Source organism: Synechocystis sp. PCC 7339 (assembly GCF_019924095.1).
GTDB lineage: Bacteria > Cyanobacteriota > Cyanobacteriia > Cyanobacteriales > Microcystaceae > Synechocystis.
On sequence record NZ_CP063659.1, the window covers coordinates 3,212,727 to 3,237,927 of the forward strand.

21 protein-coding genes are annotated in these 25,201 nt (G+C 48.7%); 4 read left to right on the plus strand and 17 right to left on the minus strand.

Annotated elements, in window-relative coordinates:
- Window positions 1–91 precede the first annotated feature (91 nt).
- From IQE94_RS15155 to IQE94_RS15185, 7 genes are all read right to left on the minus strand, one after another.
- Entirely contained in the window at window positions 92–2,887 is a 2,796-nt protein-coding gene (locus IQE94_RS15155; protein WP_212720515.1) for a hybrid sensor histidine kinase/response regulator, read from the minus strand.
- Window positions 2,888–2,940: 53 nt separating this feature from the next.
- Window positions 2,941–5,802, minus strand: a complete 2,862-nt coding sequence (locus IQE94_RS15160; protein WP_212720513.1) for a methyl-accepting chemotaxis protein — start codon at window positions 5,800–5,802, stop codon at window positions 2,941–2,943.
- Between the two features lie 146 nt (window positions 5,803–5,948).
- Window positions 5,949–6,416 (minus strand): CheW domain-containing protein, encoded by a 468-nt coding sequence (locus IQE94_RS15165; RefSeq protein WP_212720511.1) that lies wholly within the window; start codon window positions 6,414–6,416, stop codon window positions 5,949–5,951.
- Between the two features lie 32 nt (window positions 6,417–6,448).
- On the minus strand, window positions 6,449–6,814 hold the full coding sequence (locus IQE94_RS15170; RefSeq protein WP_190598658.1) for a PleD family two-component system response regulator: 366 nt from the start codon (window positions 6,812–6,814) through the stop codon (window positions 6,449–6,451).
- A gap of 144 nt (window positions 6,815–6,958) precedes the next feature.
- The gene (locus IQE94_RS15175; protein ID WP_223342247.1) at window positions 6,959–8,173 is read right to left on the minus strand and encodes a response regulator; all 1,215 of its coding nucleotides are present in this window, start codon (window positions 8,171–8,173) and stop codon (window positions 6,959–6,961) included.
- Window positions 8,174–8,792: 619 nt separating this feature from the next.
- Entirely contained in the window at window positions 8,793–10,793 is a 2,001-nt protein-coding gene (locus IQE94_RS15180) for a ribonuclease catalytic domain-containing protein (RefSeq protein ID WP_223342248.1), read from the minus strand.
- Between the two features lie 78 nt (window positions 10,794–10,871).
- A complete protein-coding gene (locus IQE94_RS15185; protein ID WP_212720502.1) occupies window positions 10,872–11,456 on the minus strand; it encodes a thioredoxin family protein in 585 nt (194 codons plus the stop codon).
- A 100-nt stretch (window positions 11,457–11,556) separates the two neighbouring features.
- On the opposite strand from IQE94_RS15185, the gene ftsH1 reads away from it, so the two are divergent.
- The 4 genes from ftsH1 (at window position 11,557) to feoB (ending at window position 16,392) form a co-directional block, all read left to right on the plus strand.
- Window positions 11,557–13,554, plus strand: coding sequence for an ATP-dependent zinc metalloprotease FtsH1 (gene ftsH1 / locus IQE94_RS15190; RefSeq protein ID WP_212720501.1), 1,998 nt, complete (start codon window positions 11,557–11,559; stop codon window positions 13,552–13,554).
- Between the two features lie 15 nt (window positions 13,555–13,569).
- Window positions 13,570–14,031: a hypothetical protein gene (locus IQE94_RS15195; protein ID WP_212720498.1), complete on the plus strand. Its 462-nt coding sequence runs from the start codon at window positions 13,570–13,572 to the stop codon at window positions 14,029–14,031.
- 264 nt (window positions 14,032–14,295) lie between these two features.
- On the plus strand, window positions 14,296–14,526 hold the full coding sequence (locus IQE94_RS15200) for a FeoA domain-containing protein (RefSeq protein WP_223342249.1): 231 nt from the start codon (window positions 14,296–14,298) through the stop codon (window positions 14,524–14,526).
- A 15-nt stretch (window positions 14,527–14,541) separates the two neighbouring features.
- Window positions 14,542–16,392: a ferrous iron transport protein B gene (feoB, locus tag IQE94_RS15205; RefSeq protein WP_212720494.1), complete on the plus strand. Its 1,851-nt coding sequence runs from the start codon at window positions 14,542–14,544 to the stop codon at window positions 16,390–16,392.
- A 23-nt stretch (window positions 16,393–16,415) separates the two neighbouring features.
- Here feoB and IQE94_RS15210 read toward each other — a convergent pair whose 3' ends face one another.
- The 10 genes from IQE94_RS15210 to psbE all read right to left on the minus strand — a co-directional run bounded on the left by IQE94_RS15210 (window position 16,416) and on the right by psbE (window position 25,160).
- The gene (locus IQE94_RS15210) at window positions 16,416–17,495 is read right to left on the minus strand and encodes a DUF2157 domain-containing protein (protein ID WP_223342250.1); all 1,080 of its coding nucleotides are present in this window, start codon (window positions 17,493–17,495) and stop codon (window positions 16,416–16,418) included.
- A 112-nt stretch (window positions 17,496–17,607) separates the two neighbouring features.
- Complete coding sequence (mazG, locus tag IQE94_RS15215) at window positions 17,608–18,417, minus strand: nucleoside triphosphate pyrophosphohydrolase (protein WP_212720490.1); 810 nt, start codon at window positions 18,415–18,417, stop codon at window positions 17,608–17,610.
- 112 nt (window positions 18,418–18,529) lie between these two features.
- Entirely contained in the window at window positions 18,530–19,714 is a 1,185-nt protein-coding gene (cruG, locus tag IQE94_RS15220; protein ID WP_212720488.1) for a 2'-O-glycosyltransferase CruG, read from the minus strand.
- A gap of 35 nt (window positions 19,715–19,749) precedes the next feature.
- A complete protein-coding gene (locus tag IQE94_RS15225; protein ID WP_223342251.1) occupies window positions 19,750–21,780 on the minus strand; it encodes a PAS domain-containing sensor histidine kinase in 2,031 nt (676 codons plus the stop codon).
- 452 nt (window positions 21,781–22,232) lie between these two features.
- On the minus strand, window positions 22,233–23,006 hold the full coding sequence (locus IQE94_RS15230) for an Rpn family recombination-promoting nuclease/putative transposase (protein WP_223342252.1): 774 nt from the start codon (window positions 23,004–23,006) through the stop codon (window positions 22,233–22,235).
- A 54-nt stretch (window positions 23,007–23,060) separates the two neighbouring features.
- On the minus strand, window positions 23,061–24,182 hold the full coding sequence (gene proB, locus IQE94_RS15235; RefSeq protein ID WP_212720484.1) for a glutamate 5-kinase: 1,122 nt from the start codon (window positions 24,180–24,182) through the stop codon (window positions 23,061–23,063).
- A 280-nt stretch (window positions 24,183–24,462) separates the two neighbouring features.
- Window positions 24,463–24,582: a photosystem II reaction center protein J gene (locus tag IQE94_RS15240; RefSeq protein WP_010871724.1), complete on the minus strand. Its 120-nt coding sequence runs from the start codon at window positions 24,580–24,582 to the stop codon at window positions 24,463–24,465.
- Between the two features lie 32 nt (window positions 24,583–24,614).
- Window positions 24,615–24,734, minus strand: coding sequence for a photosystem II reaction center protein L (locus tag IQE94_RS15245; protein WP_010871723.1), 120 nt, complete (start codon window positions 24,732–24,734; stop codon window positions 24,615–24,617).
- Between the two features lie 9 nt (window positions 24,735–24,743).
- Window positions 24,744–24,878, minus strand: a complete 135-nt coding sequence (gene psbF / locus IQE94_RS15250; RefSeq protein ID WP_010871722.1) for a cytochrome b559 subunit beta — start codon at window positions 24,876–24,878, stop codon at window positions 24,744–24,746.
- Between the two features lie 36 nt (window positions 24,879–24,914).
- Window positions 24,915–25,160 carry a cytochrome b559 subunit alpha gene (gene psbE / locus IQE94_RS15255; RefSeq protein ID WP_010871721.1) on the minus strand — a complete coding sequence of 82 codons (246 nt, stop codon included), beginning with the start codon at window positions 25,158–25,160 and terminating at the stop codon, window positions 24,915–24,917.
- Window positions 25,161–25,201: the final 41 nt, after the last annotated feature.

Sequence of the window (25,201 nt, forward strand, 5' to 3'; positions counted from 1 at the left end):
TTTTTGAGGGACTAGAAGGGAAAGCCCCGACCTAACCAACAAAAACAATAGATTACACAATGGCTGACGTAGTCACCCACTCCACTGCTCTTCACAAAAAGTCGGGCTTAGCAGTTTCTGCCAAAAATTGATCGATGGTATCTAGTAGTTGGTTTGGTTGAAACGGTTTGGTGAGGTAGCCACTGGCCCCTAGGGCCTGGGCTCGGTTACGGTGGAGGGGATTTTCCCTGGAAGTAAGCATAATCACGGTCAAGCTATGCCATACTCGGTGGGCCCGCACTAATTGCAGGAGGCTAAAGCCGTCCATATTAGGCATTTCGATGTCACACAGGGCTAAATCAATGCCTTGGTTCTGCCGGTTGAGCAAATCCCAGGCTTCTTTGCCGTCCCGACATTGGATCAAACGGAAAGTGCCTCCCAACACCCGTTGTAGAGTCCGCCGTACTGTGACAGAGTCGTCTATGACTAGAATCGTTGTCTGGCCAGTGCCAACGACGCTTGGGGCTTGGGTAAGGGTGGGTTCCATACGCCAAAGCACAGCAAAATTGTTGGGAATTAATACAGGCACCACATCCCCAGTTCCCAACACAGTGCAACCCGCCACATAGGAAGGAATAGGAGTGATGGCATCTAGGGCTTTTACAACTAGGGGCCGTTCATCGACAATTTGTTCCACCGTTAACAATGCTGGGCGATCGCCAAGATTGACCATGAGGCCAACTTTATGGGGTAAACCGGGGGAAGGGCTAAAACCCTGGGGATAAATTTGGGGCAACACCTCATCCAGGGGGCGAGCTTCCATAATTTGAGACTGCCATTCCACCCGGCCATTGGTAATAGGGTGATCATCCAGGGGCAAAATACGCAACACACTTTCGGAAGGAAACGCCAGTAACCGTTGCTGATAGCGAACCAACAGTAGGGGCACAATATTGAGGCTGAGGGGAATACGGATGAGAAAGCGGCTGCCCTGGCCCAGTTTAGTTTCCACCGTCAATGTTCCCCGCAGAGCTTCGATCATCTGCTTGACAATATCTAACCCCAGGCCTCGGCCGGACAGGCTGCTAACCTCCGCCGCGGTGGAAAATCCCGGCTGGAAAAGAAAATCTAGTATTTTGGCTTCGGCCATGTTCCCCAACTCTGCCTCCGTTAGCCAACCCAATTCCACTGCTTTGCGGGCAATTTTTTCTGGGTCAATGCCTCGGCCATCGTCCGTCACGGTGATTAAAACTTGGTTATTAGCTGTGCTGGCGCTGAGGGTAATGGTGCCCTGGGGGGATTTGCCCTGGGCTTGGCGTTCCGGCACAAATTCTAGGCCATGGTCAAAGGCGTTGCGAATTAAATGGGTTAGGGGGGTGCGTAACTGATCCAAAATAGCCACTTCGACCAGGGTATTTTTCCCTTCAACCACAAACTGTATTGGTTTTTTATGGCGATCGCCTAATTTTTCTAGAGGTTGGGCAAAGGATTGGGCCAGGCCTCGAAAGGGAACCAGACGGGATTGGGTCAACTCACTATCCAATTGATGGAGGGATTGACTCATTTGAATCAAGGTTTCCTGTAAATCCCGTTCCACTAAATCCACGTCTTCCTGGATTTCCTGCACCTGCACCATTAGTTCCTGAAACCTCTGCAGAATGCCGTGGACAGCGGTGTAACTATCCATTTCTAGGGCATCAAAATCCACTAACCCCGCTATGCCCAGACTATTTTGGCCGTCACTGCCACCCCCACCGTTGCCGGGGACGACTTTGGTTTGGTCACTAAAGGACAGTTCGTCATAGAGAGACTCCACCTGTTCTCGCATGGGGATTAACTGCTGTCCCCGTTTTTTCAAATTACGACTGGCCTGACGCAGTTGTTTGTCGTATTCCAATAACCTTTCCTGGTTGATGAGCAATTCGCTGACTGTGTTACTCAGTTTATTGAGGCGATCGAGGGGAATACGGAGAGTTTGGCGGCTAGTGGTCGGCTTAACTGCGGGGGCGGATGTGACAGGGGCCTGAACTGACGCGGTAATAGGTACTTTTTGTACTGGCTCTGCCTGGGCTATGGTCATAGGCGTTGGGGCTTCTACGACGGCCACTGGGGTTGGGGCAGACGGAGTCGGATCTACTGGGGGCGTTAATTCCCCTGCTAGAAACTGCGCCCTCAGGGATCTCAACGTGGAGATCGCCGGAGGGATAAAGCTGGGCAAATCCAAGGCAGGCTCGGCTAGTTGAGCCCGGAATTCCTTGGCGGTTTCCTCTAGCCATTCACAGCTAAGGGCCTGACCCAGGAGAGTACATTCCTCCAGCAAAAGACTAAAACTTTCCCGCAATTCCTCGGCGGTGCCGCCCCGTTCCAACCGGCGTTCCACCCGCTCTAAACAAGCCTCCAATTCCACCGAAAGGGAAGTCCGCACAAATTGAGACACATTGCCATTGACTGTTTCCCCCTGGTTAGGTTGGGGTTGACAGGTGGCCAAAAATTCTCCCAGGGCCAAGGCCAGTTCCGGTGGCTCGTCTGTATCCAGCAACTGGCCACTGTTAGCCAACTCCACCATGGCCTGGGTTTCTTCAATGGTCATGCCAATTAAACCCACTGCCACGGAGGTATCTTCCACCCTTCCCTGTTCCAAGGCCTCAAATAAATCCTCTAGGCGATGGCAAAGGGTCTGCAGGGGAGTGAGGGCCGACATGCCTGCTCCTCCCTTTAGGGAATGGGCCGCCCGTCCCATATCTTGGATTAACTTCTGGCGTTGCTGGGCATCTCCGGCAGAGTTCAACACCTGTTCCAAGGACTGGAAACCCACTGTCAACTGTTCTAAACATTCCGGCGCATCTTCCTCCAGAAAGGCCTGGCGAGCTTCGGCGGTAATGGCGGCGAGGGTGGCGGCATCAAACATACGTTGACCAAATGGAGAGTTAGGCGTTTGGACGAAGCATTAAAAAATTTTGATTATTCCACTTTGAATTTACCTGCGGCGGTTTGTAGTTCCACAGCGGTTTTAGCCAAGGACTGGAGGGATTGGGACACCTGCTGAGATTTATCGGAGGTGGATTTCGCCACACTGGCTACGTTCTGTACCGTTTCTGTCACCGTCTGGGAGGCCAACCGTTGGGACTCGGTGTTGCGAGAAATGGAGTCAAGTACCGTGTCAATTTCTTCACTAATCTGAGCTAGGTTTTGTAGCGTTTCCTTGGTTTTTTGCACCAGTTGGGTGCCGGTGACCACCTCGTTGGTGCTTTCTTCCATTAGTTGGCTCATTTGGGAAGTTTCTTCTTGGATGCTCAGAATTACCTGTTCGATTTCCTGGGCAGAAAGGGTGACCATTTCTGCTAGACGCCGTACCTCATCGGCAACAATCCGGAAGCCCTGACCGTTTTCCCCTGCCCGAGCGGCTTCAATGGAGGCGTTAAAAGCCAACAAGTTCGTTTTTTCGGAGATGCCGGAAATAATCCCGACAATTTTGGAAATTTCCAGGGAAGACTCCGCCAATCGTTTTGATTTTTTAGAAATTTCTGCTACCCGTCCCCGCACCTTATAGATACTGTCCACCGTTTGGTCCATGGTGTTTTGCCCCTGTTGGGCCGCTTCGTTACCCTGTTTGGCGATCGCCGCTGCCGTTTGGGTACTTTTAGCTACGGACTCAATGGATTGGGCCATTTCCGCCACCGAAGCCGTGGCCGATTCCAGAGCCCGGGCCTGCTCCAGGGCATTGTCAGACAAATTGGTGATTTCCTCACTATCTTCCTGGGCCTGGCCACTTACCTCCGTTGCTGTATCCACCACCTGTTTAACCAGTTTTCTCAACCCCGCCAAAGTAGCATTGAAGGCATCGGCGATCGCCCCCACTGCCCCGGCTTCCACCGAACTGCGCACAGTCAAATCCCCCCGGGAAGATTCTTCAATGTCCGTCAACAACCGCACCACTCCGTCTTGGAGTTCTTCTTTTTGGCGCCGTTGATTTTCCGCCTCCTGTTGCCGCTCTAGGGATGTTTCCTGTAGAGATTGGGTGGAAGCCTCAATTTGTTCTGCCATAGCGTTAAAAGTAACAGCTAGTTGTCCCACTTCGTCCTTGGATTCCACTTCTGCCCGCACACCGGTGTCCCCTTCCCCTAACTTCCGGGCTGTGGTCTGTAAGTTTTTCAGGGGTTTTGTCAATGTTTTTCCTAACCAATAGGCAATAATAGCCGCCACCAACAGGGCCACTGCCCCTACCCCAATTTGCAGTAGAAGAGTTCTTTCCAGCAGATCATTAAATTCAACTTCAGAGGTGCCCCGGACAATCAGAGCCAAGGGTTGACCCTTAATGTCCTTGATAACTTTAATCGCTACAGTTAAAGGCTCCCCTTCCACGGTAATTCTTCCCACCAAGGGAGTATCTGGGTTTTCTTGGGCCTTTTTCAGTAATTCTGAATCTGGGAAGGGAACATTTTCATAGGTTTTTGTGGCTTGACCACTGCCAGTTTTGAGGCTAGAGGTGGCCAATTGAATCTCCCCATTGGGGTCTATGTAATAAACCGCACTGTAACCACCATCAAAATCGTCCACTGTGTTTTTCACAATGACATCCTTGCCATTAACAACATCCCCAGCAATTAAAGTACCAATGTTTTTCTTTGATTGGGGATCCTGCACAGGGGTGACGGTATAGCGAATGAGGGCATTGTCCTGCTCCAGTGTTTCGATGCCGGGGGGCAATTCCTTTTCTAGTTCTTCTTTGCTGACAACGGTGCTGAATTTAATTTGTCCCGGATAACCCATCCGTAGAGTCACAAGATTGCTGGGGTCAAATATTTGTCCGTTCCGTTGGGCATTGGCACTGGCAATAATTCTTTGATCTTGACCGACGAGGGTAGCATATTCGATATTCCTCGATGCGACCTCATTTTTCAAAATGCCCCGCACCTGGGCCGCCAAAGGAGCAGGAATCGTTTGCCTTTCGCTATAGAGTCGAGCCGCTTGAATAATAGCAAGGTTATCGGATTGACCCCGAAAACCAAAACTCATCTGGTCAATTTTAATGTTGTAGTTACCCTCGGTAACAACCAATTCTGCCAGGGTTTGATTTTTGAGCTGGAATCTGCCTGAAGAAATGGCAATCATCATCCCGGTGCCCACCACTGCAACTACGGTTAGGGCACTGGAAACCAACAGGGCAGTGAATTGTTTAGCCGCAATGGGGAGGTTAGACCAGCGTTTTTGCAACGTCAGGTTAGACCGCTCTTCGTCTAGAGCTAAGTCATCGGTGGCGGCGGCGTATTTTAGGGTTCCTGTCCAGCCCGTGCCCTGGGAAACCCGCTCGGGGTCGGCCAGTTGGGCTTCAATGCCGGCGATCGCCTGGTCACAGGTAGCGTGAAAAATTCCCTCCTCATCCTTAATTTTCAAATCTTCGTAGGCTTGGAGGGCGTCGGCTAAAAATCCCCCTGCTTCTAGGGCACTGGCAAAGCTAATGTGGGCGACTAAATCATCGGGTCTGTCTTGAACCGTCTCCTGGAGCATGAGAATTTCCAGCGGATAGGCTTGTTTTTTCTCTTCTTCGGACAAGGGTTGGGGAATTGCCGAAACTTCCTCCACCGCTGGTAAATGGGGTTGAATTTCCGCTAAGGCCTTACTGATGGTTTCTCCATAAATGCCGTCACTGTCCAATTCCTGGGCCCGATGATAATACTGGGCCGCTTCCTCCCAAAAACCCTCTTGCTGTAAAGCACCGGCCAGCACAATCTGGGCAAACAGATCGTCTGGGGCCGCCATGGCCATTGCTTGCAATTCCAGAATCTCTTGGGAAAATTGGGGTTTAGTGGAGATACTAACCATGGCAATTAAAAGTAATTAAAAAACAACTAGGCAATGGGTCAGGGCAGTTTCAGGATCAACGATGAAAATTAAGGCTTTGTTAAGGGAGATCAAGTAAGGATAAGGTCAAGCAAAAATTTGCATAAAAATGTAGGTGAGCCCAATGCCTATCTCTCCAATGGATAAAGAGGTTTAATAAAACCACCACCCTGGAGCCAAGCAAAAATCTGATCCACATCCAAAATGAGAATGGTTTCCCCATCTTTGTTGCCTTCCCCCAATAAAAAAGGTTCCCGCAGGGGCTTAATTTCCCCCGGTTCAAAGCTGACAATCCCCTTCAACCCTTCGGCGATCGCCGCCACCTGAGCAGATTCCCCCACCAGCACCACCGCCTTAGTATTGTTCAAGGTACGGTAATTGAGGGGTTTAGCCGTGGCCGGGGACAATAGGCGGGGCAAATCCATTACCCAAAGCAGATTTCCCCGTTGATTACTCACCCCCAGTAACTCCGGTCTCACCCCAGGAATCAGGCAAAGGGAACTCAGGGAGAACGATAATACCTCCCTAGTTTTCGTCAAGGGAATAGCCACCGTCAGGGCCAAGCCTAAGTCAATCCAAAAATAGTCCTCTACCATAACCCCATCACCATAGTCAGCATTGGCAAATTTTAGGAAATATAGGGCTTAACAGTTTTCATTAACTCGATGGGGCTATAGGGCTTGATTAAGTAAGCATTGCCCCCCTGCCGCAGGGCCCAAAACCGGTCATAGTCCTCATTTTTAGTGGAGCAGAAAACAATGGGCACATCCTCCAGGGCTAATTCGCCGCGAATTTTGCGGCACAGATCATAACCACTAACATCCGGCATCACGATGTCCAGCATGATTAAGTCCGGCACCTTGTTTTTGTCTAGCCAATCCAGAGCCTCATCAGCATTGTTGCAAATGACCGTTTCTGTGCCCATGGATTTCAAAAGGCCCTGAACCAATAATTGGTCAGATTTGGTATCTTCCACAACTAAAACAGTTTTCACTGGTATCTCCCTAGACAATTCTTAACGGTAATAATCATAAACTAGTGACAGCAATCTTGGTGATTAATTTGAGTCTGGTTTAGGCATTAGATTTAAAATTTGACTCCATAATTCAACCTCTCCCCAGGCAGTTAGTGATATTAGTTAAACCGTCATGGGATTAACGGAAATAAAGCTCTGCACTGTTTCCACCAATTCCTGGGGCTGGAAGGGCTTGCAAATATAGCCAACAGAACCGTGCATTTTGGCCTTTACCCGGTCTAAAACCCCACTGCGGCCGGTCAACATCACAATGGGAATATGTTTGAGAGCCTCGGATTTATTGCAAATACTACACAGTTGATAGCCGTCAATGTCGGGCATATTGATGTCCATTAAAATCAGGGCCGGTTTGGCGTGCATCAAAGTGGTTAGGGCACTGGCGGCCTGTTTAATGTTGATCACCTTAAAGCCCGTGGCTTCGAGGGCAAAGCTCACCACCCTTTGAATAGAGGGGCTGTCATCCACGCAGGCAATGACAGGGCGATTATCTTCTTCCTGGGGTTCGTAGGGGCCCATGGAGATGATCCCTTGGTCCACTAGGGTTTTGAGAACGATCGCCACGTTCAGGGTGCTGGTGTTTAGGGATTCGGCAATTTCATACACACACATTTCCTGTGCCACCAATTCCGGCAGTTTTTGGTAGCGGTTCAGCAAGTCGCTGGTGATGTGCTCAAGCTTACACAGTCCAGGCAAAATTGCATCCACATTGTCGGCGATCGCCCGTTGAAAAGGAGAATTGAGCGCAGTACGGACCTTGAGCCAATGTTTAATCTCCTGGGTGGCAGGTTGCATCAACTGCTTGAAATCAAGATAGAGCAATAAACGATCCAAACCCACCGTTTCTTCAAACACACACACGGGCTGGGATAGGGAAAGAATTTGTACCAACGCTTCCTGGGTCAACTTGGCCAGAATGGAACGAATTTCTTGAAAGGAAAACTGTTGAGAATCCCACAACTCACAGAGGTACTGATAGTCGCTTGCAATGGGCTCTTCCAGACGAATATTTTTTGTGGGAATATACCGCTGAAAAAGGTAATTGAGTCTTTCCCGTTGTCCCTGGTCACTCCCGGCATAGTGAATGCGGCCATTGCCAAGATAAATGCGCCATTGAACATCAGGGTTAGCCCGACTATGGACAATGAGCTTACCCGAACTCTCATTAGCGATGAGACTCTGCAAAATCTGATAGAGGTTTGGATTTTCAGTAACCGGTGACGCTGAGGCTTCCATAACATTAGGGGGAGGCGGCGGGGAATAGGCCAGCTCCAATGGAGTCTGGTTCGTAGCCGGGGAAGAAGACAGGGGAGAATGCATAGGACAACAATGGCGGTTGGGCAAAAAAGTCCATCAAGGGTGAAGTAAAACCCGTCAATTATTATTAATTCTAAGTTAACTATTTTCTTAATCCTAAGTTAACTACTTTTTTATCGTGGGAACAACGGAAATCAACGAGTAGAGTTTAACTCCATACTCTCCCCAAAATCAAGCACTATCTAATCTGTACACTAGCCAGATATGCTTGATTGTTTTTGCATTCCAATCTATGCGAAACTTATTCCTTTGTTAGTATCTATTGCTACATTTGCCATGGCCAAATTCCCCTGTTTAACATAGAATTTGATTCCTTTTAGCTACGTACCTTTAATTACGTAAGTGGGAAGCAGACTTTGAATTGTCCCCAAAAAAGAGCACTTGTGAATTATTTTTTTTGTTTAATATTCCCCCGGTGTAATTACCACTTAAGAGCATCAGTCCTTAATTTTCCGGGGGGTGTTCCTTGCCCAGCTATGGAAATGAAAAAAATCCTGGAGTTTTAATTCGGTGTCAGCAAAAAAAGCCTTTTGCTCCATTCAACCATTCTAAAAATGACCCCCAGATTAATGAATTAGGCGAGGGGGCTTAACGGTTATTTTGAGTACTAAAAACCTTTGGTTTAGGCTTCGTTGGCCAGCAATTCCCGAAAACGAATTTCGTCCCGATGGGGATCGGCATTACTAACTTTCAAGCTCAGGCGATCGCCAGGGGAAATGGGGCGGTCAAACCGGTGGGGGAGTTCCAGTCCCAACTCTTCCAGGAGAATTAACCCCAGACCATCATCCTCCCGTAACCAACGGAGCATTACTCCCTGCCAGACCTCATTGATGTTGCGCCGCAGAAATTCCAAGCTCCAGTAGCGGTTAGTTTGCCGTTCTACCAGGGTGGCTTCCTTAGAAGAGGGCATAACGCTATATAAAATTTCCTGTACTTGTTCCCCAGAGAAGGGCAAAGGTTCCCCCCGCAGATAGGCCTTAATTTGAAAATGGGTAATCAAATCGGTGTAGCGACGGATAGGGGAAGTGGCTTGGGAATAGAGGTCTAACCCCAAACTGGCATGGCGACTGGGGGTAATACCTACCTCACTACGGGGCATACAACGGCGCACCGCACATTCCCGCACAGGGCCTGGCGGCAAAGATAATAACTCCTCATCGGAAGGCAATTCTGGTTGGGGTTGGCCCCGAAATGGCACCGGAATGCCATGCTCTTGGGAAAAACGGCCCGCCACCTCCCCGGCTAGGATCATCATTTCCGCCACCAGTTGCCGAGAAACAGAGGTTTCCTGGAGATATATTTGCACTTCTTCGTCAGCGTTGACCTTGATGATGGCTTCCGGCATTTTGATGGTGATGGCCCCCTGGGATTTACGCCATTGGGCCCGTTTTTTAGCCGCTTCTGCCAGTAGGGGCAATTCCGGTTCCCCTTGGATTTTCAGCACCAACATTTCGTCCACATCCTCATAGGTGAGGCGATAGGTCGGCTTTACCCAACTGGGGGCAATGGTAAAATCCCTCACCGCTCCGACTTCGTCTAAAATCACCCCAAAGCTGAGGGCTACGCACCGCTGGCTCTGGAGTAAGCTCATGGGCCCCGTGGCCAATGCCGGCGGAAACATGGAAATCATGCCCGTGGGGAGGTAAAGACTGGTGCTGCGCTTACGGGCTTCTAAATCTAGTTCGTCGTTGGGGGTCAACAGTCGGGTGGGGTCAGCCACATGGATCCAAAGCCGATGGCCGCCGTCCGCCAAGGTTTCCACGCTCAGGCCGTCATCAATTTCCGAAGTGCTTTCATCGTCAATGGTGTAGGTCTTCAAGCCGGTTAGATCGAGGCGTTCTTGGTCGGGGTCGGGGGGAGGATTGGTTAGGTAAGCATGGGCCACATCAGATACCTTGGCGGGGAATTGGTTGGGGTAAGCACTACGACGCAAAAAGAGATTTTCATGGCGTTGCCAGATGCCTAATTCTATCAGGAGGTTTTGGGTTTCGTCGGTGCGGCCGGGTTTACCAAGGCTTTGCAAAATATCCAAGGCCTGGCGATGGTTTTGGTCTGGGAAAAGGATGAATTTCTCCAGGGCCTCTAGCCGTAGGCGATCGCTCCCTTGCCAAGTTACGGTTTCTCCGGCTAGGACTTGGTTCACCCGGTCAATAAAGCCCTGTTGTTCCTCTTCTTTTTGGGCTTGCACCCGCATTTGGTGTTTAATTTCTTCGATTTGAACGCTGGGGCGGGGTTCGTAACGATCGCCTTTTTGTTTGAAGTAGAGCTTATCTTCCGCTAGCAGGGCATGGGCGGCATAGCATTGGCTGGGGTTCTGGCCAGAAAATAATAGTAGGGCTAAATCCGCCGGGGTAATGCTTTCCCCATCTTCCACTAACAATTCCCAGGCCACCTCCAAACTAGAAGGGTCGAGATAAGGTTCCACTTCCCCTAAAAAACTAGGCAAATCGTCGGTGGTATAGGGGCCGCCGGGAATTTCGTACTCCACCCGCTGGGGCTTTAGTTTATGGCTTTGCCCCTGTTGGTCGATGACCACCCAATCCTTTTTACCGTCCGGGCGATCGACCACCGCCAACCGCCGTTCTCCTTGATGTCGGAATTCAATTAGTTTGCCTTTTTCCACCGGAATGCCTTTGCCCTGTCACAATTACTCTCCCGTTATTTTGGCACAGGGGTTACTCCCCCTTGGATTTTTGGCTCCCTAATTGCTTTGATAATTGGGTTCATTACCCGGTTTCCACTTAATGTTGCAGCCAATGCTGGGTTTTTGTTCCGCCGGTACGGGGCTGCCGGCCAGCACTAAATCCATCGCCTGTCTTAGGTCTACCCCGGTCACGGGTAAACCATTACTGGGACGACTGTCGTCCAACTGGCCCCGGTAAGCTAATTTACCCTGGGCATTAAACAAAAAGAAGTCGGGGGTGCAGGCCGCTCGGTAGGCTTTGGTGATCGCCTGGGTTTCGTCGTATAGCACCGGGAAGCGATAGTCCCAATCCTGGGCCATTTTTTTCAAGCCGGAGGGGGCGTCATCGGGGTACTTTTCCGCATCGTTAGCGCTGATGGCCACCATGGCTAGGCCGGAGTTTTGGTAATCCTTGCCCAACTGACTCAACTGGGCTTGGATGTGTTTCACAAAGGGACAATGGCAACAGATGAACATGACCAATAGCCCCTTTTCTCCCATGGCTTCCCCTAGGGTTAGGGATTGGTCTGTGGTCACGTCCACAAGGGAAAAATCCGGCGCTTGGGTACCGAGGGCAAGCATGGTGGAGGGAGTCAAAACCATAGTTAAAGCAGTTCGTTACATTTTGCTAATTAAAGACCCAAGCTATCATGGGGATTGGAGTTTTTCCCCTCTGCTGGAATTTTTTTAGTTTAAAACGTCCATGAGTCATCGTCCCCGTTCCGATCGCCATTTTTTCTCCAGCCCTAGCCGCTTTTGGCACCGTTTGGGGATGGGTTTACTGGTAGCTGGCACCCTAGTTCTACCGGTATCCACCCTGGCCCAGGAAGGGGGAAATGGAAGCCAACCTAAGGTCAGTCCTAGTCCGGCCCAATCCCCTAGCTCCAGCAATGGAGGGGAAAGCCCCCGCTCTTTTTTGGGCTCCGGCTCCTCCCGTTCTGCTGAACCCAAAATGAACTATGGGCAGCTGATCGACGCCATCAAAGCCAATCAGGTGGCCAAAGTGGAAGTGGACACCAACCGCCGCCAGGCGATCGTCACGCTCAAGGATGCGCCCCCAGGCTCCAAACCCCAAACAGTGCAGTTGCTAGACAATAATCCAGAGTTGCTCAACCTCCTGCGGAGTCGTTCTGAAACCATCGATTTGGACATCAACCGCACCCCAGATAATTCCGCCCTGTATGGCCTGTTGACCAACTTACTGGTTGTCGCCATTTTGATCGGTTTGGTGGTGATGGTGGTGCGTCGATCCGCCAATGCGTCGGGGCAGGCCATGAGTTTTGGTAAATCCAAGGCTCGGTTCCAAATGGAAGCAAAAACTGGGGTGGGTTTTGACGATGTGGCCGGCATTGACGAAGCGAAGGAAGAGTTGCAGGAAGTGGTAACTTTCCTCAAGCAACCGGAAAAATTTACTGCCATCGGGGCCAAAATTCCCCGGGGTGTTCTACTCATCGGCCCTCCTGGTACAGGCAAAACTTTATTAGCCAAGGCGATCGCCGGGGAGGCGGGGGTGCCATTTTTCAGTATTTCCGGTTCGGAATTTGTGGAAATGTTTGTGGGGGTGGGAGCTTCCCGGGTGAGGGATTTGTTCAAAAAAGCGAAGGAAAATGCTCCCTGCTTAGTGTTTATTGATGAAATTGATGCGGTGGGTCGGCAACGGGGCGTGGGCTACGGCGGCGGCAACGATGAACGGGAACAGACCCTCAATCAATTGCTGACGGAAATGGATGGCTTTGAGGGCAACAGCGGCATTATTGTCATTGCGGCCACCAACCGACCCGATGTGTTGGATTTAGCCCTTTTGCGGCCGGGACGGTTTGATCGCCAGGTGACGGTGGATTATCCCGATGTGCAGGGCCGGGAATTAATTCTGGCAATCCATGCCCAAAATAAAAAACTCCATGAAGAGGTCCAGTTAGCGGCGATCGCCCGTAGAACCCCAGGCTTTACCGGGGCAGATTTAGCCAATGTGTTAAATGAAGCGGCCATTTTCACTGCTCGGCGGCGCAAGGATGCCATCACCATGGCGGAAGTCAACGATGCCATTGACCGGGTAGTGGCCGGTATGGAAGGGACTCCCTTGGTGGACAGTAAAAGCAAGCGGTTAATTGCCTACCACGAAGTCGGCCATGCCCTCATTGGCACCCTCTGTCCTGGCCATGATCCGGTGGAAAAAGTTACCCTCATCCCCCGGGGTCAAGCCCAAGGTTTAACCTGGTTCACCCCCGATGAAGACCAAAGCCTAATGACCCGCAACCAAATGATTGCCCGCATCGCCGGATTGTTGGGGGGCAGGGTAGCGGAAGAAGTTATTTTTGGCGACGATGAGGTAACCACTGGAGCCGGTAATGACATTGAAAAAATCACTTACCTAGCTCGGCAAATGGTGACGAAACTGGGCATGTCTTCCCTGGGCTTGGTGGCGCTGGAGGAAGAAGGCGATCGCAATTACAACGGTGGCGATTGGGGTAAACGATCAGAATATTCCGAAGATATTGCCGCCCGCATTGACCGGGAAATCCAAGCCATTGTCACCGCCGCCCACCAACGGGCCACCCGTATCATCGAAGAAAACCGCAATTTGATGGATTTATTGGTGGATGCCCTCATTGATCAAGAAACCATTGAAGGAGAACACTTCCGACAACTAGTGGAAAGTTATCAGAAGTCTCGGAAACAGCCTGCTTTAGCGGGTAAGTAGCCCCCCATCTGTGCAATGCCTGACCCCCATCTAATCTATTTCCAACCGAGAAAATCTGCCAATGGCGGCAAGTTTCTGGGCACATTACTATTGTTTAGTTTGCTCAGTATTGGTCTCGTCCAGGGTTGTACCTACACCGACCAAAGTTTATCCCCCCCAGGGCAAAACTCCGGCACCATTGCAAACCAACCCTCTTCCCCTAGTCCTTTAGCTTCCCCACCTGCCATGCTCCCCCAGGCGATCGCCGACAAAATTATCGCTGACCTTGCTCAACGTACCGGTGAACCAGCTAGTGCATTCCAAGTCCAGTCCTCGGAAAATAAAACCTGGCCTGACAGTTGCCTTGGTTTGGTTCAGGAAGGACAAATGTGCGCCCAAGTTATGACCCCAGGCTGGCAGGTGACGATACAATCAGGGCAAAAAAATTGGGTCTACCGCACCGATCAGAATGGTCGCACTATTTTGCTGGAATCCTAGCTCCCATCAGAGATTTTCTTTAACTCAGCCCACACTAATGATTTAACAAACCGAGGCTTAAGTCCCAAATAGTTGCGGAGATTTTTGGTGATCTACAGCAATGCTCCCAGCATCTGTCTTGGGCAGGATTTTTCCATAGGTTGCATGGAATTTAATCAATGGTAAGTGATTATACTCACAATTATTCCAGTGATTTTTGACGTTCATTCTGAACAGATAATGCTAACTTAATAGTTGAGAATTATTTGCAGTTTTGGGAAAACCATGACGTTATTGGATTTATCGGTGGGTCAGGTGGCTTTTGTGGAGAAAATTTTACTGGGAAACCATGGGGAGGGGTTAGTTAATCGCATGGAAGCAATGGGAATTATTCCTGATAAACCGATTCAATTGCTCCGTAAGGCCAGCTTGGGGGGCCACTCCACCTCCGCATTGGTAGTACCACCGAAGTGGCCATGCGTCGCAGTGAAGCCCAATTGGTGCAGATTACCTTAGGAGAGTAGGGCGGTTATGGTGAGTCATTGCCAACGGGGGTCGGTCCAGTCCAGTCGTCCTGATGTAAGAAAAAGGGTTACTTTTATTGGCCAGCCCAATACGGGGAAATCCACTTTCTTCAACCGGATCACCAAAGCTAATGCGGCGATCGCCAACTGGCCAGGGTTAACGGTGGACCTATTCCGGGCGGTGGTGCCGTTGCAAGGGGAACCCATTGAGTTTGTTGATCTACCGGGCATCTATGACCTCAATGGCTTTTCCGAAGACGAATGGGTAGTGCAACGCTTCCTGGCTGACTATGCTGTCAACTTAGTAGTGGTAGTGGTGAATGCGGCCCAAATTGACCGACAAATCCGTCTGCTCCTCCAGGTAAAAATCCTAGGCATTCCAGTGATTGCTCTTTTAAACCTGGCCGACGAAGCTAAGCGCTACGGAGTGCAAATTGATGTGGCTGCCCTCCAGGAAAGGCTTGGCTTGCCCCTGTATCCCATTAGCGCGAAATACGGTACCGGCTGTCCCCGGGCTATGGACGCCATTGGTCGTGTGGTGGCGCAGCAACCGGAAGCCTACCAAGTTCCCGATCTGGTTAATGTTCTTTCCGACCACCCCGTGGCGATCGCCGATGTGGAAACGGCCCTGGCCGGTGTGGTGCAGATGCCATCCCCCACTGCCCGCACCCTCACCAATGCCATTGACGGAGTGATGCTCCATCCCTTCTTTGGCCTACCCATCTTTTTCGCCTCCATGTTTGGTGTATTTTGGATGATTTGGAATGTGGGTTTGCCCAGTGCCGATCCAGTGGATGTGGTCACCGGTTGGCTGCAAAGCAATGTTTTAGAACCGTTATTTTCCCCCTTACCCACCATCCTGCAAGAACTACTCTTGGACGGTATTTGGACCGGTTTTGCTGCCCTGCTTTCCTTTGTTCCCTTGGTGGCCATATTTTTCATTGTCATGGGAATCCTAGAGGGCAGTGGTTACCTCTCTCGGGCTGCCTATCTAATGGATGCCCTTATGGGGCGATTGGGGCTAGATGGGCGGAGCTTCGTTTTGCAAATGATGGGCTTTGGCTGTAATGTCCCCGCCATTATGGGCACTAGGGTGATGCGTAGCCGAGGAATGCGACTCTTGGCCATGTTGGTCATTCCCTTTTCCCTCTGTTCTGCCCGCCTGCAGGTATTTGTTTTCATCCTGGCCGCTGTCATGCCCGGCACCCAAGGGGCGATCGCCCTATTTTTACTGTATTTAATGAGTTTTGTGGCCGCTTTCACTGTGGCCGCTGTTTTAAGTCGTTTTCGCTATTTCCAAGCTCGGGACCCCTTCGTATTAGAATTGCCTCCTTATCGGTTGCCCACCTTTCGACAAGTGCTTTTGCGAGTGTGGGGAGAAATGCGGGAGTTTGTTGCCAGTTTATCGATGTTTATGGTGATTGGTAGTAGCCTCATTTGGTTTTTAACCAGCTTCCCCCAAGGTAGTACGGGTTTAGACACCTTTGCTGGGCGTATCGGTAGTCTTTTCCAGCCGTTCATGAATCCCTTGGGCATCAATCCCTTTTTAACAATTTCTTTGATTTTTGGTTTTGTTGCCAAAGAAGTTCAAGTGGCAGCCCTAACTGTTATTTATGGCCTCAATAATTCCGACGCAGTCTCTGATCAAATCCACACCACAGTAACCTTTGCCCAGGGTTTTAGCTACTGTTTATTTAGTTTGATCTATATCCCTTGCCTCACTACCCTTGGAGCGATTTGGGGCGAAAGTAAATCCCTTGCCTACACCACCATGGCTGTGCTTATTCCCCTCATCACTGCTTGGTTATTTAGCTTTATTTTCTACCAAAGCTTTTCCTGGCTTGGTTGGGGAGTGTGAACATATGTTTTTGATTGAAACCTTTATCTCTCCCTGGGTAAAAAATTGCGCCAGTGGGGAGGAAGTAGGTCGTCAAAATAGGCTTCCACGGCCCGGTAGTGTTTTTGGTAAAGCACGCCAACGGCAATGATGGCTAGGCCCAGGGCAGAAAGAGCAAAGGGGAAGAGGAGGGAATCGGCAAAGACTTGGAACGCAAGATAACTGATGTAGCCGAACACACCAATGACGCCAAACACCATAAATAGTCGTCGTTTGAGGAGAATTGACAAAGTCATCAGACCTAAATTAATGAGGCAAAAAAGCAGTCGATACCATTCCGTATCCTGCCCGGTGGCCAGGAGGCTAAACCAAAAACTAATCAGTCCAAAAAGGTAGAGCCAAAAGCTGTAATCTCCCCGACTGCGTCGCCAGCGTAAATCTACCCCATAGGCGATCGCCAAACAAACAATGCCAAAGCCTAGGGTCAAGTGGGCTGCGGTGGTGAAACTGACTGTCTCTCCGTAAATAAGGGAGGGAATATCGATGGAGAGGAACCAGAGGCAAAAAGCGAGGGGAAAGGTGAGGAAGGGAAAGTGAATGAAGCGTAAAGCCAATAAACTGGCAATAATGGTGCCCATGGCCAGGGGAAAACGGCCGCTGATTAGCCAGGTGGGCAAATTGCGGTACACAGATGGATCTTCGAGGGAAATTAACCCAAAGCCCTGCTGCAGTCCGTAAATAGCCAAGGGGGTCATCCAAACGGCGATGGTAATTAGCAAACCGCCGGGGATGGGTAATTTTTGCTGAAAATAAAGCCATTGACCCACTAGGGTTAAACCCACTGCATACACCACCGCCACAGTAAATAAACCAAATCCCCCCAGGGCATCCCAAACAATAGTACCGAGGAAAACCATGGCCACAATGACAATCAGGGCACCAAAGTAAAAAGCGACGTTGGCAAAGTCGAATCGCAACGGTGGGGAATCACTATGTTCCCTTTCACCCTCCATGGCCGGGAGACCCTGATGTTCTGTCCAGGCTTGCCATAATTGTTCGGCTTGCTCTGCCGACAAATAGCCCTGTTCTACTGCCCAGGCTAGGTCTGTTTTGGTGATGTTCATGCCCCAGTTTTCCTCCATTGCTCTCCACTGAACTTTCACCGTAGCAGGCGATCGCCAGGGATAGGGGATGATAACGGGGCAATTCTAGAATTGGAAGAAATTAATGGTGAATTTATTGGTTAAGTTGTTTTTTTGCTCTCTGCCATAGGGTTTCCAATTCCTCCAGATTGTATTGATCCAACGGGCGATCAGCAAATTTTTCCATTAATTGGAGTCGTTGAATAAATCTCTGATTAGTGCCGTGGAGGGCGAGGGATGCATCTAAATTGTACCAACGGGCTAGGTTAATGAGAGTGAATAGTAAATCTCCCAATTCTGCCTGTTGATGTTCTTTGTTTTCCGTAGTTAAAGCCTGTTTAAATTCCGTTAATTCTTCGCTAAATTTAGCCCATACACCGTCGATGTCTGGCCATTCAAAACCCACCGCCGCCGCTTTCCGGGAAATTTTACTACTGGCCATCAAAGGGGGCAACGTACTGTTATGGCGTTCTAGTTTGGTGCTTAAAAATTGTGCTTGGTTGGGGTTTAAACCCTTTTCCTCTGCTTTAATTGCCTGCCAATTGGCTTTTACTTCCTCAGCATTACTAACTGTTACCTCGGCAAAAACGTGGGGATGGCGACGGATGAGTTTTGCGGTAATCCCCTCCGCCACTTGTTGCAAATTGAAGTGACCTAAGTCCTGGGCGACTTGGGCTTGGAGCACCACCTGGAGCAGTAAATCCCCCAACTCTTCGGCGATCGCCGTTTGGTCTTGGCTTTGCAGAGCGTGGACCACTTCGTAGGCTTCTTCCACCACGTAGGGAATTAAACTTTGTTGGGTTTGGGCTAAATCCCAGGGGCATCCCCCCTCTGGCGATCGCAGTTGAGCCACTACGGCAATTAATTTTTCCAGGGCTTGGAGAATGGGAGCAGTGGCATCCATAAAATTAGCAATTAATTAATCTGGCCAAGACAACGAAGAATGAGGTAAAACTTTGCGGTTAGTCGGTAAAGTTTTCAGCAATATTAACTTTCCCCGATTCAGTTGAGCAGTCTTAAGAGACACCGGGGTAAACTCGTCCCCGCCATTGTTTGGGAGTTTGGGAAGCAGAAATAATAATCCGGGCCACCGCCAACGGATCCGCCAGGGGAGAAAGCCAATAGCTCCAGGCTCCCTGCCCCGAAGGTCGGTAATAGGAAGGGTAAATTGCCCATAGCATAGCCGAACGGATTAGGAGTAAAAAGCCATTGACGGCGATCGCCAAGCGGAGAGTTAAAAAATCAAAGTTTTCTCCCCAGAGCATCAATAACAGGGAAAAAAGCAAAATAGGCAAACCCTGCACCAATAGCAGAAAAATCACCTCCGCCCATAGGCGGGCCGGCACCGTAGCATCCTTGAGATCCAGCGATCGCCCCCATTCTCGCCAGGTTTCCCCAATGCCTTCGTACATTCTCACCCGGATTAGGTTAGCGCCATCCAAAAAGCCCACCCGATAACCCCGTTGGGCCGCCGCCCTAGCTAAGGTCACATCATCACAAAAGGAACGGGCCGCCAGCTCGTAACCCTGCAAGGCCTCCAGCACCGATCGCCGACAGAGAAAACATTGACCATTGGCCATCACTGTTTCCGGAGCCTGTTGCCTCACCCCAGCGGACTCAAAGCGATAGAGCAAAGTCATCAACAAAGCTGGTTGCAGCCACCATTCCCCAGGCGATTGCAAAATAAATTGGGGCGACAGGGAAAGTATATCGTAACCCTCCTCTTGTGCCGCTTGCACCACACTGGCCACTAGTCCCGGTTGGGGTTGGGTATCAGCATCAATGCCCAAAATCCACTCGCTAGCAGCATCACTCTGCCTAAAACCATAGTTTAAGGCCCAGGGTCGCCCCACCCAGTTATCCGGCAAAGGATCATCGGTCAGCAGTTGCAAACGGGGATTATCTTTTTGCCTAGCTTGTACCACTGCCTGGGTGCCATCGGTGGAACGACTATCCACCACCAAAATTTCCCTTAACGGTGGCCCCTGTTGTGCTAAACCTACTAAACACGGAGTTACCCGGGCCGCCTCATTCAAGGTGGGTACTACTACTGAGACATTGCGAACCCCGTCTTCCGGCAGAAATACTGGTGTCAATGGCGATCGCCGCCGCGCTCCTTTAACCAAACGACTGAGCAAAATTAAACTAGCTACCCCCTGGGACACTAACAACCCCAGGCAAAGTATGGCAATGATCAGCATTATTTCCGGAAAGATTAATAGTTTTTCTACAACCGTCAGGCTGGAGAATCCCATGGGATATTGGTAAAGGGCCATTTAGGAATGGATAAAGACACCCTGGTGCCCTCCCCTAGCTCACTTTGGATCTCGATTCTGCCCCCATAGAAGGTTACCAATTTTCTGGCGATCGTCAAACCAATGCCAATGCCGGCAATATGCCCCACGTTGGAACCCCGCTGAAATGGCTCGAAAATTTTTTCCAAATCTGTTTTCGGGATGCCGATGCCATAATCTAAAACATCAAAAATTATTTCGTGGGGAGATTCTCGCAGATGAAAATCAATGGTGAAATTGGTGGGGGAATACTTAATCCCGTTAGTCAGTAAATGATTCAAAATTGGCGCTAGTAATACAGGATCAAATCTCACTATAACTTGCTCGCATTTTGTATTTGAATCTATGTCTAAGTGCGGATAAAAATTAATTTTGTATGGTGTATAGAGATATTCGATTTTATCAATTAATTCCTGACAAAAATCAATTAAGTCTCCATCGACCACCATGGGCTCTACTTCTTCGGTATTAAGGTTGATTGTGGTGATGTCATTAATTAATTCATCAATATATTTAACACTTTTGAGGATGGAATGTAGATATTGACCTTGTTTTTCCCTAGTGATTTTTTCCTGAAATTTTTCCATAATTGAAGCGGCACAGGCAATGGTTGTTAAGGGGGTACGAAACTGGTGAGAGATGGACGTAATGAATTGAGAACGCAGTTCATTTAGCTCCTTTTCCCGCTGCAAAGCCAAAGAGATGCTGTTTTCCATAGCCTTACGATCACCAATGTCCTGAATCATCACTACACAAAAATCAAGGTTACCATCTAGTCTACGATGGGCTTGTACTCCAAGATTTACGTGGATAAAATAGCCATTTTTATGGATATAACGTTTGTCAATTTCGTAACCATCTATTTCCCCTTTTAAGAGACGTTGATAATAGCTTAGATCTAAGTTTAAATCGTCAGGATGGGTTATTTCTGCCCAGCTTTTTGTTCTTAATTCTTCAAACGAATAGCCCACTATTTGGCAAAATTTTGAGTTGGCATCAATCCAAGTTTTATTGGTAGATACTATGGCTAAACCGATAATAGATTGCTCAAAATAAAGTCTTAACAATTGTTGTTGTTCACATACTTCTGCTGTTCTCAGCTTAACCCTCTCCTCAAGCTCTTGATTGATTTGCTCAATTTCATTCCTAGATCGGAGAATTTCTTGTTCATATTCAATTCGTTCAGTAATATCTTTTACATAGGATATAAAATATAGTGGTATGCCGTCGGAATCACGCACCAAAGAAGTGGAAACTTCTCCATAGATAATATGACCCTGACGGTGCATATATCTTTTTTCTAAAACGGCATGGTCTTGGTGCTCAGTAATAGCGTGTTGAATAAAAGATGGACTGGCTTTTTTATCTTCCGGTAATGCCAAATCATTAACTGTCATTTTTTCCATCTCTTGAGCACTATAACCAAACATTTCTCCCATCTTGTTATTAACTTTGACCAAATTTCCCTCTAGATCCACCATGCACATACCAACATTGGCATTTTCGAAAGCGAGGCGAAATTTTTGGTCACTTTGTTGCAGATAGTTATTTAATTGGTTTAATTGTTGTTCAGTCTGTTTTTCTGCTGTAACATCCAGAATGACTCCAAACCAGATGGTATCTTGGTTGGGCAACCTTTCCGGTTGAGACTTGGTGCGTAACCATTTCGATTTTCCTGAAGGGGTAATGATGCGCCATTCCAAACACAATGGTTCCAGGGTGGCTCGGCTGTAGGCCAGAGTTTGGCGGTAGTGGAGCCAGTCATCAGGATGGATCTGCCGCAGGAGTATCTCGGCATCGGCCAGCACGGCAGCGGCAGAGACTTCGTGCACAACCTCAATTTGGGAGCTGATATAGATAAAGGCAATGGAATCATCACTACGTTGCACAAAACCATACAACCAGCCCGGAATCACCCCAGCCACTTTTTGTAAAAACTCCTCTGATTCGGAACCGAGCAAAAAAGCGGACATAGTTTTAACGCCCAAATTCAAGGCAGAGTTTTTGAGTGGCAGAAACTGGTTGTTTCGAGGTAGTAAAAACTGTTTTAAATCTGGTTAAAGTATCCCCTAAAAAGTCTCAATTGTCCCTTAGTTGTGAAATACGGTTCTTTTTGAGGCTCTTTGGGGAGTAATTCACAATATTCTTCAGGTTAGCTGGGGCTGATGATGGGTTTTCAAGTCACACTCCTAAAAAAATCAATTTTTAGACCGAAAAATTTCCATATCTGAATTATATTCTTCCTCAAGTCTAATTGCTTAGCAAAGGTTAAAGCCAGATACTCTTTTTTGATTTACAAAACTTTATCTTCCACAGCCCAACGCCCTCAATGTTCAGCCCATCGGGATTTTAATAACTTAGTGTCTTCGCTCGCTTTCCTAGATTTTTGACTATAATTCTAGTTTGCCCAAATAAACTTCCAAATCTACCATCTCGGTAAAATCCAACAACGCTTCCCCAAATCTTCTAATTCGGCGATCGATAATCCCTGAATTTTTTCTACCTGAACTGCGGATAATTCACCTAAGCGACGTTTTAATAGACGCAGCACTAAGATCGAGGGTTGATTTCGACGACCCTTTTGAAGACCTTCTTGGAGTCTTTCTTGGATAATTTCTTGATAAAAGCGGGACTGGGTAATATCTATTTTCTTCAAGTCTAATATTTGCATGATGACTTCCTTCGTCAAATCGGGAAATTTATTGGCCAGTATAGCTTCGATTAAAGTTAGTCGACGTTGAAATTCAGCGTCCGTCTCTGCTTCATGCAAAATTCTTTTACCAACCGCCGCACTTGCCTGTCGATCCAGCACTAGCAACTGCAACAGAGCCAAATTTGCGCCCAACCCCTGCTGGTTTTGCAAATCACTAAGATACAATCTCGTTATCCGTCCCTCTAGCAAATCTTCATAGGGCAATGGTGGGCCAAGATCCTGTTCGCAATTTTGCAAAATTAACAGGCCCCGCCAAGTGTTTTGTACTTGATACTGCTCCAAATAGAGAAACACCTCGGCAAAATACCGCCCGTAGAAATTCCTATCAGTTTGCATTTGGGCTTCTGCAAACACCAACGGTATTTGGGGATTATCAGACAAAGGTTTAAACAATCCATCGAGACGAAATTCCCTTTCCTTAATCACCGGCGCACTATAGGCAAACTCCCAACTTTCTTCGAGGCCGGGGATCAATTCCGCCAGCATGCCAGGTTAGGACAAAAATAATTCGTAAAACCATTTATCTGTTTTCATACTCTTTTAATTTTCTTGCAATACCAAATTATCCCGATGGACTACCGTATCTGGCCCTACGTAACCTAACACTGTGGCGATCGCCTCGGAGTGGAGTCCTTTGATTTTTTCTAGCTCGTTGCAATTGTAATTAACCAACCCCCTTCCAAGTTCTTGCCCCTGGGGATCACAAATCACAACGGCATCGGTGGCACTGAATTCCCCTTCCATGGCAATGACCCCGATCGCCAACAGCGACTTGCCCCTGTTTTTAAGAGCTTGCACTGCCCCAGCGTCAATAACAATTTTTCCGGTGGGCACTAAACCATAAGCTATCCAACGTTTACGGGCATTGTCGGAGCGGGGTTGGGCTTCAAACTGAGTACCTAAGTCGGCTCCCTGGAGGATGGCTAGAATTTGCTCAGGCTTTTGGCCATGGGTGATGACGGTGCGGACCCCGGACCCCGTAGCAATGCGGGCGGCGGTAATTTTGGTGGCCATGCCGCCGGTCCCCCAGGCAGAACCGGTGCTATCGGTGCGGACTTGTAGTTGGGCCAATTCCGTGGCCTTGACCAGGGCAATAGGATAGGCTTGGGGATCTAAACGGGGATCGCTGGAATAAAGGCGGTCAACGTCAGTGAGCAAAAATAACCAATCCGCCTCCACCAAGCTGGCCACTAAAGCCGATAGGGTATCATTGTCGCCAAATTTCAGTTCATCGATCGCCACTGTGTCGTTTTCATTGACAATGGCGATTACCCCCAACTCAAACAGAGCTTGGAAAGTGTTGTAGACGTTGACATAGGCGGTGCGCTCAATTAATTCTCTCCTGGTGAGCAAAATTTGGGCAATGGGTTGCTGAAGACTACTAAAAAAGTCGTCATAGGTCCGCATTAATCTGCCCTGGCCCACCGCGGCGATCGCCTGTTTAAAGGCCATTTTTTTCGGTCTTTCCGTCAAACCCAAACGACTACATCCCACCCCCACTGCCCCGGAGGAGACTAGCACCACCCGGTGACCCTGGTTGATTAACTTGCACAAAGTTTCCACCAAAGCGGCAATGGTGGACAGGGCCAACTGCCCAGTTTCCGGGCGAGCTAGGCTAGAAGTACCAATTTTAATTACCAAAGTTTGGGGTTGCATTGCCATTTTTTGCCGTTTCTGGAGATGATTTTAATGATTTGAGTAATCTTTAAAAATATAAAAATTTAGGATAATACTAAATCTTAAAATGGTAAATAAATATTCTTAATTCCCTCGCCTGTCGGTTTTCCCCCTTCTCAAGAGGGTTGGGGGGGATGGATCTTGATCTATTGCTGGAATTTAATGAATTGGTATAACTGGTTCAAAAAATCCTTAAAAACTGCCATAAAAAAAGTGGGCCAAGCCCACCTTAAAACCATGATATTGTGTGGCGGCTAGCCCTCGATTACATGGAAGAACCTAAACCAGCATAGGCTCCGTAGAAAAATAAACCTAGGACACCAATGGCTCCAATGCCAGCCACTACACCCACCACCCACAAAGGGATTCTGCCTTCTGCGAACATACCATGCCTCCTAAATTGCGTATTAAAAAAGTTTAGTTAAAGAAATAGCTGGAGAATAAAATCCCCAACACAGCCACCAACAATAGACCCAGGTATAAAGAAGTACGATTCAATTCCACCGGTTGGCGGTTTGGGTTTGAATTTCTGTCCATGGAAAACTCCTAGCGTTGAATAAATTGCATCGCGGCGATCGCCCCGACAAAGAAGACAGAGGGCACCGCCAGGGTGTGAACCGCCAGCCAGCGCACCGTAAAAATGGGATAAGTAACCGGTTGATTAGGATTTTGGGTTGCCATTGTTAATTACCAACTAAAAAAGAACAATTAAATGTTTTATTGATTAAACTCTTGAATTTCCTGATTAATGTCGTAGCGTTCCTGGAGAATGGGCAACTCTTGACGGGTCTGGGTGAAATACTCATCGGGGCGGGGAGTGCCGAAAGCATCGTAGGCTAAGCCCGTGCTGACAAACAACCAACCAGCAATGAACAACATCGGAATAGTGATGCTGTGGATCACCCAGTAGCGAATGCTGGTGACAATATCGGAAAATGGACGCTCGCCGGTAGTCCCTGACATTTTGTGTTCTCCTTCAATTTTTCAAAACAACATTGACTGAC

Coding starts and splice junctions, on each gene's coding strand:
- IQE94_RS15155 (WP_212720515.1), bottom strand. CDS start 2,887: ATGTTTGATGCCGCCACCCTCGCCGCCATTACCGCCGAAGCTCGCCAG.
- IQE94_RS15160 (WP_212720513.1), bottom strand. CDS start 5,802: ATGGTTAGTATCTCCACTAAACCCCAATTTTCCCAAGAGATTCTGGAA.
- IQE94_RS15165 (WP_212720511.1), bottom strand. CDS start 6,416: ATGGTAGAGGACTATTTTTGGATTGACTTAGGCTTGGCCCTGACGGTG.
- IQE94_RS15175 (WP_223342247.1), bottom strand. CDS start 8,173: ATGCATTCTCCCCTGTCTTCTTCCCCGGCTACGAACCAGACTCCATTG.
- IQE94_RS15185 (WP_212720502.1), bottom strand. CDS start 11,456: ATGGTTTTGACTCCCTCCACCATGCTTGCCCTCGGTACCCAAGCGCCG.
- ftsH1 (WP_212720501.1), top strand. CDS start 11,557: ATGAGTCATCGTCCCCGTTCCGATCGCCATTTTTTCTCCAGCCCTAGC.
- IQE94_RS15195 (WP_212720498.1), top strand. CDS start 13,570: ATGCCTGACCCCCATCTAATCTATTTCCAACCGAGAAAATCTGCCAAT.
- IQE94_RS15200 (WP_223342249.1), top strand. CDS start 14,296: ATGACGTTATTGGATTTATCGGTGGGTCAGGTGGCTTTTGTGGAGAAA.
- feoB (WP_212720494.1), top strand. CDS start 14,542: ATGGTGAGTCATTGCCAACGGGGGTCGGTCCAGTCCAGTCGTCCTGAT.
- IQE94_RS15210 (WP_223342250.1), bottom strand. CDS start 17,495: ATGAACATCACCAAAACAGACCTAGCCTGGGCAGTAGAACAGGGCTAT.
- mazG (WP_212720490.1), bottom strand. CDS start 18,417: ATGGATGCCACTGCTCCCATTCTCCAAGCCCTGGAAAAATTAATTGCC.
- cruG (WP_212720488.1), bottom strand. CDS start 19,714: ATGCTGATCATTGCCATACTTTGCCTGGGGTTGTTAGTGTCCCAGGGG.
- IQE94_RS15225 (WP_223342251.1), bottom strand. CDS start 21,780: ATGTCCGCTTTTTTGCTCGGTTCCGAATCAGAGGAGTTTTTACAAAAA.
- IQE94_RS15230 (WP_223342252.1), bottom strand. CDS start 23,006: ATGCTGGCGGAATTGATCCCCGGCCTCGAAGAAAGTTGGGAGTTTGCC.
- proB (WP_212720484.1), bottom strand. CDS start 24,182: ATGGCAATGCAACCCCAAACTTTGGTAATTAAAATTGGTACTTCTAGC.
- IQE94_RS15240 (WP_010871724.1), bottom strand. CDS start 24,582: ATGTTCGCAGAAGGCAGAATCCCTTTGTGGGTGGTGGGTGTAGTGGCT.
- IQE94_RS15245 (WP_010871723.1), bottom strand. CDS start 24,734: ATGGACAGAAATTCAAACCCAAACCGCCAACCGGTGGAATTGAATCGT.
- psbF (WP_010871722.1), bottom strand. CDS start 24,878: ATGGCAACCCAAAATCCTAATCAACCGGTTACTTATCCCATTTTTACG.
- psbE (WP_010871721.1), bottom strand. CDS start 25,160: ATGTCAGGGACTACCGGCGAGCGTCCATTTTCCGATATTGTCACCAGC.